We start from the raw sequence: 13066 nt of genomic DNA on the forward strand, positions 1-13066 counted from the left end.
AATTTTTACCGATGCAAGACATTGGCAAAGAAAATCCGAAAACGCTTTCGCTGGAAGAAGTAGATACGCAAACACATTATGCACTCATTATTTCCACGAGCGCCGGTTTGTGGCGTTATTTGCTGGGCGATACAATAAAATTTACGTCGCTGCATCCATTTCGATTTAAAATAACTGGTCGTACCAAACATTTTATCAATGCTTTTGGCGAAGAAGTAATTGTGGACAATGCAGAAAGTGCGTTAAAAGTAGCTTGCGAAAAAACGGGCGCTGTGATAAAAGAATATACAGCCGCTCCTGTTTACATCAGCGACAGCGCAAGTGGAGCGCATGAATGGCTCATCGAATTTGAAAAAAAACCGGAGAGCTTGGATTATTTTACGGAGATTTTAGACAATGCTTTGAAATCCATTAATTCTGATTACGAAGCCAAACGTTACCACGATATGATATTGAAGAAACCATTGGTACACGCTGCTTCTGAAGGTGCTTTTTATAATTGGTTGAAGCAAAAAAATAAATTGGGCGGACAATATAAAATTCCGCGACTCTCCAACGATCGGAAATATTTAGAAGAAATTTTAAGCGGAATGAACCGTTAAATTTTTAGCAGGACTAAATCGTTTTTTCAAATTCAAGAAAGGTTTTTCCATCACGTGATAAGAAAGCATGGAAATAAGAATGGTAGAAATTATCGTGAAAAAATAATACAACGCATTCATTTGCCAACCTATTATATCAGCTCTAAAAAGGTGCTCCACTAATTCCAACGATAAAATACGCATGATTGGATTATAGAGATATAAACCATAAGATATTTTTCCGAGATAATTCATCCAAGGATAATCTAATTTTAAAATAGAATTCGGGTTGGTAGCAAGGTTTACAATGATAATAGTAAATAATACCGAATAAAATTCCCAATGAATAATTGGGATATGAATTTTTGCACATAAAAGTACGAGCGTTACAAAATATACAATCCATTGTGTTTGCTTTTTGTAAATAAAAGAAAGTATTTTCTGTTTATCAAACACCACCAAATAAGCTCCAATTCCACCAATCGCCATGGTACTGACACGATATTGATTTGTCAGGTTAAATATTTTTTTTGCTGAATGTTGCAAATAAAAAAAATCTACGTGAAAATATTTTTCCATAAGGATAATTACGAAATATCCATTACGTAAAACTAAGCTAATGCCAATAACAATAAAAAACAGTTTCATGTAATTCTTTTTATTTTTCAAAAGAATGGGCCAAAAAAGATAAAAAAATTCTTCCACTCTAATTGTCCATATAGCACCTATTGAAAAATGGAGCGACTGGATAAGCGGAGGAAAGAAGAAAAGACAGCTGACCAAAAGCATTGAAAAATGATTTCCAACGCAAGTGGAATAGTCGTGGTAAAAATAAAAGTCGAAATGTGGCAATACAAAAAGCCCTATAAACACAATAAAAAAATAAAGGGGCCAAATTTTAAGTATTCTGCGGATATAAAAATTTTTGAGATTAATAGTTTCTGTGCGTTCTTTTTCCTTTAATAATAAATACGTAATGATAAAACCACTAAGTACAAAAAACAAGGTTACGTCCAAATTACCAAGAGGATGAAAATAAGCAAACCAATTAATAACAGGGGTACCTAAATTCATTTTTAAATTTTCAATGTGGAATAAAATAATAAACAATGAACCTAAGAAACGAAGTCCATCTAAGTTAGGTAAATACGTTGATTTGTTTTCTTTCAGCATCGCCACAGCAAAATTTTATCGTTTATAATTCGATAAAATAGCATAACCAAAAATAAGAAAAAAAATGAAGAGAGCTAATTAAACTGGATTCTTTATTAGACTGAATTTATTTCACATCCCAAGTCAAATCCAAATCCCAATCGGAGCGAGTGGTAAATACGCCTCCGTAAAAAATTATTTTTTCGGGAGCTGTTTTTTTGAAATAATTTCCAGTATCCCAAACACCATTTTTATTGACATCGTAAATGAGTTTTACTTTGTAATTTCCTGGATGCAAATACGTGTAATTTAAAACCGAAGAGCCGGAAATAATAGATGATTTCAGTATATTTTGCTTATCGTCCATTAGTTGTACAATATAATCTCCGCTTGCTGGCGGAATATTAATTTTCAATTTTGCGGTTCCATAAAAACTTTGCGATTCCATTTTAAATGTTGTTTTCAGGGTATCGTTTTTCAATCCGAAAATATCTATGAAAGTGCCTGCAGGAAAATACAATTGATACGAAGTATCTGCCTCTAATTTTGCAGAAATAAAAAAATTCTGCGCATACTTTTCAGCATCCTTCATTTTAAATGCAATCGTATCTTTTCCGTGTAAAATTTTTATTTTCGAAACAGCATAACTTGAAATTGGATTTGAAAAACTTAATAAAATAGGCTGTTCTAAATCAAAAAAAGTTCCGTTTTGCACATTTGTTTTTACGTACAAATGAATTTTATTTTTCTTTTTTGGATTAAAAGCATCTTCTTTTTGTATCAATTCTTGTCGCACCGTATCAAGAATTTTTTTCCCGTAACTCACTTGTAAAAGAAGTGAATCTGATTTTACTCCGGTGTACCAATAATCCAGCGTATCTTTGGTTACTGAGGGTTTTAAAAGCGCAATAATTGGTTTTTCATTCAATGGAATAAGCGACACATTTTCGAGCGGACGATTGAATATAATTTCGATTTTTCCGTATTGCGGCGAAAAACTTTTTTTTACATACGTAATCGTATCAGTGGGTTTAAAAAGTTCGATATGTGCCGTATCGTTGTGCTGAATAGAAATTGGATTAGCAGCAAAACCAATCATTTCCTCGGGTGTATCGTACAAATAATTGCTGTTTGCATCTTTCAACACAAATAATTTATAGGTACCATTTCGAATATTATTGATTTTAAAAGTTCCATCTGCTTTGGTCTTTGAAAAATAATCTGGCGTTTTTTTACAAGGAATAGAATCATTCAAATCACGATACAACATCACCAAAATTCCTTTTTCTGTTTGATGATCAAAAGCGTTCTGCACCTTGCCTTTCAAGGAAAGTGAATCAATATACGTGCCCGTTGAAAAAACATATCTGAAATCATCCATTTTATTGCCTTCTGTAATATCCGCAACAGCGCTGCCGAAACTAATCGCGTACGTGGTGTTTTTTAAAAGCGAATCTTTCAAATCAATCGTCAACGTTTTATTTTTTATTTTGATATCGGGATCTTTTTTCATCGGCGGAGAAATGATGAGTTGATCCGTCAAATTAATCAACTGAATGTATTCATTAAACGTGATGGAAATTTTTTTTGCATTGAAATTTACAGTAGCGCTATCGGGCATATATTTCACCACTTTGGGTGGCGTTACATCTTTCGGTCCGCCTGTTGGATGAACTATTTGTGCGCAAGCAGCGAGTAATATTAAAAAAAACGATTGAAAAATTATTTTTTTCATACTGTTTCAAAAAATAATTTTTCAACGATGTTTACCACCTCTTGTAAATGCTTAGAATCTGTTTCATCAAATGTAGAAAGCCGCTCACTGTCTACATCCAACACCATAAAAATTTCTTTTTTAGAATTGAAAATCGGCAACACAATTTCCGATTGAGAATCGGAACTGCAAGCAATATGTCCTGGAAACGCATTTACATCTTCCACTAAAATTATTTTTTTCTCCGACCAAGATTTCCCGCAAACACCTTTTCCATAAGCAATACGCGTGCACGCAACTGTTCCCTGAAAAGGACCTAAGACTAAATTATTTTCTTTCACAAAATAAAATCCAACCCAAAACCAATTCATGCCGTATTTCAACGCAGACGTGATGTTGGCGAGGTTTGCCAAAAAATCTTTTTCACCTTCTACCAACGCTTTTAGTTGTGGCAACAAGGATTGATAGCGTTCTGTTTTTGTATTTCCTGAAACAATGAGTGATTCTGACATAATTTATTTTACTTGTAAAATCGTCCGTCAAAAAAATATTTTTTGAAAGTCGTTTTTTACTTCTGTTTTTCTTTCAAAAACACAATAAAATCAGTAGCGGGAATTGTTGTTACGCCCAATTGTCGCATCATCGTAACCAATTGTCCGCGATGATAAGTGCTGTGGTTGATGCAGTGCATAATAATGTCGGCGTAGCTTTGCGAAAATTCATCTTGCTGCATATTTTTGTAAGTACAAGAGGCGTTCAACAATTCTTCGTTATTGGCAGTTACAAATTCAATCAAGTTTTTAGATGTTTCCAAACACTTATTGAGTGGCACATCTTGCTGGTATTTTGTGCTGGGCCAAGAGGTGATGGGCTCGCCATTCATGCGATTTAGCCAAACATATTCTGCATCCCACAGGTGAAAAAAAGTTTTTTTCAAGGTCGGGAAACTACTTTTTGATTCTACATTTAACAATGCTTTGTTTGAATTTAAAATGGTAACAATGCGCTGGTTTGCCCAGTGGTTATAGGTTACATATTGAAGTAAAAGTTGTTTCATAGCATCAAAAAACATTATTTATTAATATCCGAAAATGTCTTTCATCGTCAGAAAATTCACTTGTCCGTATTTCGCCAACGCTTTTAAATCCAATGCGTTTTTATCTCCCATCACAAGAATAGTATATTTTAATCCTTTTACATAATTTTTTTGAAAATTTTCAATGTCATTTAATGTGAGCGAAGGAACTTTCGCAAAAATATCGGAACGAATATCGTGATCTAATCCTAATTTTTGCGCATTTTCATAATTAAAAAGTATTTGCGCTCTTGTAATTCGCTCCGTTCTTATTTTCTGAAGAATGGCGTCTTTGGCTGCATTAAATTCTACTGGTGATTTTGGCAAGGTATCTAACAAATTCGTCATGCCTGCCATGGATTGTGGTAATTTGTCTGCTTGCGAACCGATGTACGAAAACATTAAATAATGTTTGTCTTTATTTTTTGGCGAGCTGTAATCGGAGTAAACAGAATACGCCAAAGCTTTCGATTCTCTCAAATCTTGGAATACAATCGAAGACATTCCGCCGCCAAAATATTCATTGAACATCGAAATTACTGGTGCTAATTTTTCATCGTACGTTCCGCCTTTTGATAAAATAATTATTTCCGCTTGTTTCATATCGTGATTCACCACATACACTTGATTAGTATTGTCTAATTCCTTGAATGGTGCAGGTTTTGGGACAGGACGAAGTGTTGCAGGCATTTGATGGTATTTATTAAGCGCCGTTGTAATTTCTTCCGTCGAAGATGATCCATAATACAAAATATGATGTTGATAGGATTCTAAGTTTTTGATAATTCCGGTAAGTGTATCCGGATTTATTTGTTGTAATTGTTGAGCCGATAAAATATTTGTGAATGGCGATTTAGCTCCGTAAACGCCGTAAGAGCGTAGGGCTCCAAACAAAATAGTGTTTTTGTCCTTTTTCTGATTTTCGCGTTCTTTCAATACATCGGAAACTAAATTATCCAAAGCTTCTTTATCCGATTTCGGGTCATTCAACAAGCTTTCGAACAATTGCAATGCTTTATCGAAATTTTCTGTCAATCCGTTTAAGCTCACATAAATTTCATCTTCCGCAGCATATACATTATAAGTGCAAGCTAATTTGTAAAATTCTTGTTGCACTTCTGCAGAGCTTAATTTGGAGGTTCCGAGGTATTTTAAATAACTGGTTACTAAATTTAAGCGATTGTCGTTATTGCTTCCCATATCAAAAACATAATACATGTCGAAAGTCTTATTTTCCTTGTTTTCGTTATAGAAAAGCGGCACATTATTTTTAATATGTGTTTGCACGATGTCTTTTTTATAATCAACAAATACGGGTTGAATAGGTTTTACCGGCATTGCTTCAATACGTTTCAAAAACGGCGATTCATCTTCACGATTCACCTGAACAGGTGTAATGTCTGGTTTTGTAACTTTCTCAATCGTGCTGTCCACACCTACACGTTTGTAAACAACTACGTAATTATTGCTGAAATGTGCATTCGCGAAATCAATAATTTGTTGTTTGGTAATTTTTGAAATACGATCAATTTGTTCCACCGCTTTTTCCCAACTTACTCCTTGTGTAAATGTTGACACGTATTCCATGGCGCGAGCATTATTGCTTTCTTCCGTTTTTGTTTCGTCTAATTTCATGTTCTCCACAACGGCTTGTGGCAGCCAATCTGGGAAATTTCCTTTTTTCAAATTCTCAATTTGATTGAGTAATAATTGAGTAGCTTGTTCCAAGGTTTGTCCATCTTTTGGTTCTGCCGTCAAAATTTCATCCGAATAATCTTTTCTGATTTCGAGATACGTACTTGCCGTCAATACTTTTTGTTGTTGTACTAAATTTAAGTCGATTAGTCCGGCTTTTGAATTGTACAAAATTTTATCAACCAACATAAGCATATCGGCATCTGCAGAATTCGCACCACCAAAACGAAAACCAATCATGGTATTAGGAGCTTCTGGACCCACTACATTTTTCACAATAGGTTTTGAAATTGTATCTTCTACTGGAGGAATGAATGTTGGCAATGCTTTGCGTTTCATCGAACCAAATTTTTCATCAATCATTCGGATTGTTTTATCTGGATCAAAATCACCAGAAAGGCAAATCGCCATATTGTTCGGAACATAATAGGTATGAAAATAATGAATGATTTTTTTTAACGATGGATTTTTTAAATCGTGAATCGTTCCAATCGTAGTTTGTGTTCCGTAAGGATGTTTGCGATACAAACCAGCACACAAAGCTTCGTAAGATTTTTCTCCGTCATCATCTAAATTTCTGTTTTTTTCTTCATAAACCGCTTCCAATTCAGTGTGAAACAAACGCATCACCGGATCGCTAAAACGATCGGCTTCGATGTCAATCCATTTCGCTACTTGGTTACTCGGAATATCATCTTCAAAAACAGTTTGTTCTACGGAAGTGAAGGCATTGGAGCCTTTTCCGCCAATAGAAGCCATCATTTTATCATACTCATTTGCAATTGCATAACCCGACGCTAAATAAGAAACACTGTCTATTTGATGATAAATTTTAGTGCGTTTTGTTTCGTCCGTTGTGTGACGATACACTTCAAAAAGCGTATCAATTTTATCAAGCAATGGTTTTTCTTTTGCGTAATCTTTCGTTCCGAAATGTTCTGTTCCTTTAAACAACATGTGCTCTAAATAGTGCGCCAATCCTGTTGCATCGTGCGGATCAAATTTACTTCCAGCTTTGGTTGTGATAAACGTTTGGATACGCGGCGCATTTTTATAAACACTCATATAAACGGTCAAGCCATTGTCTAAGGTGTAAATGCGTGTGTGCATCGGATCGTCCGAATACGTTTCGTATTTATATGTTTTTTCAGCTGTTTTCTGCGCGAAAACAATCGCGGAAGAGAAAATAAGAGCGACTAAAAAAGTGCTTCGTAAAAATTTTTTTTTCATGAATTTGTTGGGTGTTTAAAAATCAATTTCGAGATCAAATTGTTGTTTTAATTTATTGATAGCAGGATTTCGTTCTGCCATCCATTTAAATTTATCCTGTGCTGTATAAGGTTTGCGCTCTGTGTCGTCTTTATTAATCAGGACAGTTAATTGCAAAGCATAATTTTTTAATTCGGCTCTTAAAAATCCCAGCAAATTGGTTTTGTCTTCGTTCAAATTTTCTTCTTGCACTTTATTATCCACCGTAAATTCTAATTTGTTTTTTTCTGTTAGAATCGGTTTTTTATTCATCAGCGTAGTATAAATATTCATCCGATCTTTCTGATGCTTCAAGGCATAAGCATTCCACGCTTTTTCCAATGCTTCTATAGAAAAATTTTCTTCGGGTTGAGAAAATGTGCTTTCAAAATTTTTTTTTTCGGATGCAGTTTCGGCATTTTCTTTTTTTGCAGGATTTACAAATTGTGCAATAGAAGGTGCGCTGGCAATGGGAATATTTTTTTTCTCCGCTACTTTTTGAATAGGAATTTCTTTTTCAGATGGATAGTTTTTTATGGATTCTTCTTGTTTTTTTTCCGTTGTTACGGAAGGTTTTGGGGAAGAAGTAATTTCTGGATTTTTTAGTTCCGGTTTAAGAATGCTGTTTTTTTTTTCAGCGATTTCGTCGCCGCCACCAATCGAAGAAAGCTGCATCAGCGCGACTTCTATCTGTAAACGTTGATTTTTACTATTACGGTAATTCGTATCGCATTTACTGATAATGTTCAAGGCTTTCAGTAAAAAAGAAATGTCGCATTTTTCGGTTTGCGCTTTGTATTTATTTTTAATGTTATCGCTCACTTCCAGCAATTGCAAGGTAATTCCGTCTTTGCTCACCAATAAATTTCGAAAATGATCGCCCAATCCACTGATAAAATGATGTCCGTCAAATCCATTATTGATAATTTCATTGAAAATAATCAAGGTTGAAAAAATATTTTTTTCAACGATAAAATCCGTCAACTTAAAATAATAATCGTAATCCAAAATATTCAAATTGTCAATCACCGCCTTGTATGTAAGGTTGTTTCCGGCAAAACTGACAAGTTGATCAAACATGGAAAGTGCATCGCGCATCGCACCATCTGCTTTTTGTGCAATCACGTGCAAAGCATCTGCTTCGGCAGTAATGTGTTCGCTGTCGGCAACGTGTTGCAATTGTTTCGCGATGTCGTCCACTTGTATCCGATTGAAATCAAAAATCTGACAACGTGATAAAATGGTCGGAATAATTTTGTGCTTTTCAGTCGTTGCTAAAATAAAAATGGCGTAAGGAGGCGGTTCTTCAAGGGTTTTAAGAAAAGCATTAAAGGCAGCTTGCGAAAGCATGTGCACCTCGTCGATGATATATATTTTATATTTTCCGAGCTGCGGTGCGAAATAAACTTGCTCCACCAAACTCCGAATATCGTCTACCGAGTTGTTGGACGCAGCATCTAATTCATATACATTTAAGGAATTTCCAGTGTTGAAAGATTTGCAAGAATCACATTCGTTGCAGGCTTCAATGTTTTCGGTGATGTTGAAACAATTAATTGTTTTGGCTAAAATCCGCGCACAAGTAGTTTTTCCTACGCCACGTGGACCGCAAAACAAAAAGGCTTGCGCCAGATGATGATTTTTTATAGCGTTTTTTAAAGTAGTTGTAATGCTGTGCTGACCAACCACTGTACCAAAGGTTACAGGCCTGTATTTACGCGCAGAAACAACAAAATTTTCCATCGGATATAAATCCTCTTTTTAAAAGGAAAACAAATGTACTCTTTTTTTTATTTTTTTGAAAGAAGTATGAAAAGGTATTTGAAAAAATATTTTTTCAAGCGCAAAATATTTACGCAGATGCTGAATCATTTCAGCATGACAACAGACTTTTTCAATTTGCACATCCGCACATTTTCAAATCTGCATATCTGCAAATCATTTCCATTCAAAATTGGCAAATATTCAATATCAATTATTTCATCGGTTTGTACGTCCGTAAAAAAGTTATTTTTGTGGCGATAAAAAATAATCACTAAAAAATTAATTGTATGAGTAAAGGACCGGTTTCTAATTTTATAGAAAAACATTATTTGCATTTTAATTCGGCTGCCTTAATGGATGCCGCGAAAGGTTACGAAGCGCATTTAACCGTAGGTGGAAAAATGATGATTACCCTTGCAGGAGCTATGAGCACTGCGGAATTGGGGATTTCGTTGGCGGAAATGATTCGTCAAGGAAAGGTGGATATTATTACGTGTACAGGCGCGAATTTAGAAGAAGACATTATGAATTTGGTGGCGCATTCGCATTACAAACGTGTACCAAATTACCGTGATTTGAGCCCTCAAGACGAATGGGATTTGTTGGAAAACGGTTTCAATCGCGTTACGGATACGTGTATTCCCGAGGAAGAAGCATTTAGAAGATTGCAAAAACATATTTACAAATTGTGGAAAACAGCTAACGACAAAGGCGAGCGTTATTTTCCGCACGAGTTTATGTATAAAATGTTATTGTCTGGAGATTTAAAAGAAGATTATGAAATTGATCCGAAAAACTCTTGGATGTTAGCAGCAGCAGAACGGAATTTGCCAATAATTGTTCCTGGTTGGGAAGATTCCACGATGGGAAATATTTTTTCTTCGTATTGTATCAAAGGAGAAATAAAACCAACTACGATGAAATCTGGAATCGAATACATGATGTATTTATCTGATTGGTACATTAAAAATTCGGGTGGAAAAGGCGTAGGCTTTTTTCAAATTGGCGGCGGTATTGCCGGTGATTTTCCGATTTGCGTAGTGCCGATGTTGTATCAAGATATGGAAATGACGGACATTCCTTTTTGGGCATATTTCTGTCAGATTTCTGATTCGACAACCAGTTACGGATCGTATTCAGGCGCTGTTCCAAACGAAAAAATTACTTGGGGGAAATTAAGTACTACCACTCCACGATTTATTGTGGAATCGGATGCTACGATTGTCGCTCCACTTATTTTCGCATGGATTTTAGGATGGTAATTTCATCTTCAAAAAAATAATTTTTCAAATGAACAAAGATTTACGGAATTTACTGATTATTTCCGTTTTGTTTTTTATGTTTGGTTTTGTTACCAACCTGAACGACATTTTGATGCCGCACTTGAAACGTGCGTGTCAACTCAATGATTTCGAATCTACTTTTGTTCAATTTGCATTTTTTCTCGGTTATTTTATCATGTCAATTCCCTCCGAAAAAATTATTAAACGCATCGGATATAAAAAGGGAATTACGGTAGGATTGTTGCTTTGCGCTTGTGGCGCGCTGATATTTACTCCAGCAGCCAACACTCGTTTCTTTGGATTATTTTTAGTCGGATTATGCGTACTTGCCAGCGGAATGGCATTGTTGCAAGTAGCTGCCAATCCGTATGTTTCTTTACTCGGTAAGCCAGAAGGCGCTGCCAGCCGCTTGAGTTTGATGGGCGGATTAAATTCTTTAGGCGCTTCGCTCGGACCTTTTGCTGGCGGAATTTTAATTTTATCAGGCATAGAATATGGCGTAGATAAATTATCTACCATGCCTGTTTCGGATAAAATAGCGTACTTAAACAGTCAGGCACAAATGGTAAAAATGCCGTATTTACTGCTTTTCTTTTTGTTTTTAATATTGGCGATTTTTATCTTTTTCTCCAAGTTACCTGAAGTAAAATCGGGCGAAGAAAAAACAATTTCCGAAAAAAAATTTTCCATTTGGAATCATCCGGCTTTATACATGGGTGTTATAGCGATATTTTTTTACGTAGGAGCAGAAGTGTGTATCGGAAGTTTTTTAATTCGATACGGAGAATCGCTTCACATTGCTGGATTTACAGATAAAATTGGCTCTCATTTTGTTTCCTATTATATGATTTGCGCGATGCTATTTCGCTTTGTGGGCATCGCTGTTCTCAAAAAAATAAATCCACTCAAAGTACTTTTATTTAACGCTATTGTTGCGATAGCACTTATTGTAGCTTCTGTTTTAAGTAGCAATTACGCGGCTTTGTACATTGTTGTATTAGTGGGCGCTTGCAATTCGATTATGTGGCCCGTTATTTTTCCAAAAGCCATCGAAGGCTTGGGAAATAACACTAGCAAAGGTTCTTCGTATTTAATTATGGCAATTATTGGCGGCGCTTTAATTACCTCGTCTATGGGATATTTTTCCGATAAATACGGCGTTCAACACGCCTACCTCGTTCCTATTATTTGTTACGTGTACATTGCCTATTACGCGTTTCGGTTCAAAAATAAAAAGACAATCGAAGTGTAATTTTTTTATCTCAATTCGTACAGATTTTTTAAATTTGGCTTGTAAATTATTTTATCATGTCTGGTCATAATAAGTGGTCTAAAATAAAACGTAAAAAAGGTGTTTCTGACGGCAGAAGAGCAAAAGCGTTTACGCGTATTTTAAAAGAAATTGCTATTTCTATAAAAGAAGGTGGAATGGCTGATCCTGATGCTAATCCGCGTTTGCGACTTGCTATTACCAACGCAAAAGGCATGAATATGCCGAAGGATAATATTCAACGTGCCATCCAAAAAGCAGTCGGAAAGGACGCTGCAAATTATACGCAAGTAAGTTACGAAGGCTATGCGCCCGGCGGTGTTGCGGTGTTTGTGGAATGCACTACGGATAACATCAATCGCACGGTGGCAGATGTGCGCCACGCGTTTACAAAAAATAACGGAACGCTTGGTACCAATGGTTCGCTGAGTTTTTTGTTTGATTTAACAGGTGTTTTTACCATTCAAAAAAATAATTTTTTGGAAGATGAAATGATGCTTTTATTATTGGATGCTGGTGCTGATGATGTGTTGGTGGACGAAGAAATTTTTACAGCTTTTACAACGCTCGAAAATTTTGCGCCAATGCAAAAAAAATTAGAAGAACAAAAAATAGAAATTGAAAATGCCGAATTGCAACGCATCCCCAAAAATACAATTACATTGGACATCGAATCGGCTAAAAAAGTATTAAAAATGATTGATGCGCTGGAAGAATACGATGATGTACAAAATGTATTTCACAACATGGAAATGACAGACGAACTTATAGAAGCGCTTTAAAAAAATAATTTTTCAAGATGAAAAAGAAACTCGAAATACTCAGTAAAAAAATCGCGGAAGCACAATTGGGCGGTGGCGAAAAACGAATTGAATCGCAACACAAAAAAGGAAAATTAACAGCACGCGAACGCTTACATTTTTTAATGGATGAAAATTCTTTTGAAGAAATCGGAATGTTTGTTACGCATCGTTCGGTAGAATTTGGGTTGGAAAAAGAAAAATATTTGGGCGATGGCGTTGTAACTGGTTATGGCACTATCAACGGACGTTTAGTGTATGTTTTTTCGCAAGATTTTACCGTTTTCGGTGGCTCACTTTCCGAAACGCATGCAGAAAAAATTTGTAAAATAATGGATCTCGCTATGAAAAATGGTGCACCTTTAATCGGCTTAAACGACAGTGGTGGCGCTCGAATCCAAGAAGGTGTTGTTTCTCTTGGCGGTTATGCCGATATTTTTTATCGCAACACAATGGCTTCGGGAGTTATTCCGCAACTGTCCGC

The 13066-nt window shown here is 35.6% G+C and carries 11 protein-coding genes; 5 read left to right on the forward strand and 6 right to left on the reverse strand.

The genetic code is table 11. From position 1 onward, the window contains the following. Positions 1 to 602: GH3 auxin-responsive promoter family protein (locus ABIZ51_08860; GenBank protein ID MEO7088887.1), on the forward strand; the 602-nt coding region annotated here is incomplete at its 5' end. Here ABIZ51_08860 and ABIZ51_08865 read toward each other — a convergent pair. The 6 genes from ABIZ51_08865 to ABIZ51_08890 all read right to left on the reverse strand — a co-directional run bounded on the left by ABIZ51_08865 (position 582) and on the right by ABIZ51_08890 (position 9208). Next, positions 582 to 1754: an acyltransferase gene (locus ABIZ51_08865; protein MEO7088888.1), complete on the reverse strand. Its 1173-nt coding sequence runs from the start codon at positions 1752 to 1754 to the stop codon at positions 582 to 584. The genes ABIZ51_08860 and ABIZ51_08865 overlap by 21 nt on opposite strands. Before the next feature lie 106 nt (positions 1755 to 1860). Then, positions 1861 to 3468, reverse strand: coding sequence for an Ig-like domain-containing domain (locus tag ABIZ51_08870; protein ID MEO7088889.1), 1608 nt, complete (start codon positions 3466 to 3468; stop codon positions 1861 to 1863). Next, the gene (locus tag ABIZ51_08875) at positions 3465 to 3959 is read right to left on the reverse strand and encodes a GAF domain-containing protein (protein MEO7088890.1); all 495 of its coding nucleotides are present in this window, start codon (positions 3957 to 3959) and stop codon (positions 3465 to 3467) included. Before ABIZ51_08875 ends, ABIZ51_08870 begins: the two co-directional genes overlap by 4 nt. 56 nt (positions 3960 to 4015) lie before the next feature. Then, positions 4016 to 4504: a DinB family protein gene (locus ABIZ51_08880; protein MEO7088891.1), complete on the reverse strand. Its 489-nt coding sequence runs from the start codon at positions 4502 to 4504 to the stop codon at positions 4016 to 4018. Between the two features lie 21 nt (positions 4505 to 4525). Further along, a complete protein-coding gene (locus ABIZ51_08885; GenBank protein ID MEO7088892.1) occupies positions 4526 to 7447 on the reverse strand; it encodes an insulinase family protein in 2922 nt (973 codons plus the stop codon). Between the two features lie 15 nt (positions 7448 to 7462). Then, positions 7463 to 9208: a DNA polymerase III subunit gamma/tau gene (locus ABIZ51_08890; protein ID MEO7088893.1), complete on the reverse strand. Its 1746-nt coding sequence runs from the start codon at positions 9206 to 9208 to the stop codon at positions 7463 to 7465. A 308-nt stretch (positions 9209 to 9516) separates the two neighbouring features. On the opposite strand from ABIZ51_08890, the gene ABIZ51_08895 reads away from it, so the two are divergent. The 4 genes from ABIZ51_08895 to ABIZ51_08910 all read left to right on the forward strand — a co-directional run. After that, the gene (locus ABIZ51_08895; protein MEO7088894.1) at positions 9517 to 10491 is read left to right on the forward strand and encodes a deoxyhypusine synthase family protein; all 975 of its coding nucleotides are present in this window, start codon (positions 9517 to 9519) and stop codon (positions 10489 to 10491) included. Between the two features lie 28 nt (positions 10492 to 10519). Continuing rightward, complete coding sequence (gene fucP / locus ABIZ51_08900) at positions 10520 to 11764, forward strand: L-fucose:H+ symporter permease (protein ID MEO7088895.1); 1245 nt, start codon at positions 10520 to 10522, stop codon at positions 11762 to 11764. Between the two features lie 56 nt (positions 11765 to 11820). Beyond that, complete coding sequence (locus tag ABIZ51_08905) at positions 11821 to 12564, forward strand: YebC/PmpR family DNA-binding transcriptional regulator (GenBank protein MEO7088896.1); 744 nt, start codon at positions 11821 to 11823, stop codon at positions 12562 to 12564. Positions 12565 to 12581: 17 nt separating this feature from the next. Beyond that, on the forward strand, positions 12582 to 13066 hold a 485-nt coding region (locus ABIZ51_08910; protein ID MEO7088897.1), incomplete at its 3' end, for a carboxyl transferase domain-containing protein.

Source organism: Bacteroidia bacterium (assembly GCA_039924845.1).
Lineage (GTDB): Bacteria > Bacteroidota > Bacteroidia > DATLTG01 > DATLTG01 > DATLTG01.

Excerpts from the sequence above, each read along its gene's own strand:
- ABIZ51_08905 (MEO7088896.1), top strand. The coding sequence starts at position 11,821 with ATGTCTGGTCATAATAAGTGGTCTAAAATAAAACGTAAAAAAGGTGTT.
- ABIZ51_08875 (MEO7088890.1), bottom strand. The coding sequence starts at position 3,959 with ATGTCAGAATCACTCATTGTTTCAGGAAATACAAAAACAGAACGCTAT.
- fucP (MEO7088895.1), top strand. The coding sequence starts at position 10,520 with ATGAACAAAGATTTACGGAATTTACTGATTATTTCCGTTTTGTTTTTT.
- ABIZ51_08895 (MEO7088894.1), top strand. The coding sequence starts at position 9,517 with ATGAGTAAAGGACCGGTTTCTAATTTTATAGAAAAACATTATTTGCAT.
- ABIZ51_08865 (MEO7088888.1), bottom strand. The coding sequence starts at position 1,754 with ATGCTGAAAGAAAACAAATCAACGTATTTACCTAACTTAGATGGACTT.
- ABIZ51_08880 (MEO7088891.1), bottom strand. The coding sequence starts at position 4,504 with ATGAAACAACTTTTACTTCAATATGTAACCTATAACCACTGGGCAAAC.
- ABIZ51_08890 (MEO7088893.1), bottom strand. The coding sequence starts at position 9,208 with ATGGAAAATTTTGTTGTTTCTGCGCGTAAATACAGGCCTGTAACCTTT.
- ABIZ51_08870 (MEO7088889.1), bottom strand. The coding sequence starts at position 3,468 with ATGAAAAAAATAATTTTTCAATCGTTTTTTTTAATATTACTCGCTGCT.
- ABIZ51_08885 (MEO7088892.1), bottom strand. The coding sequence starts at position 7,447 with ATGAAAAAAAAATTTTTACGAAGCACTTTTTTAGTCGCTCTTATTTTC.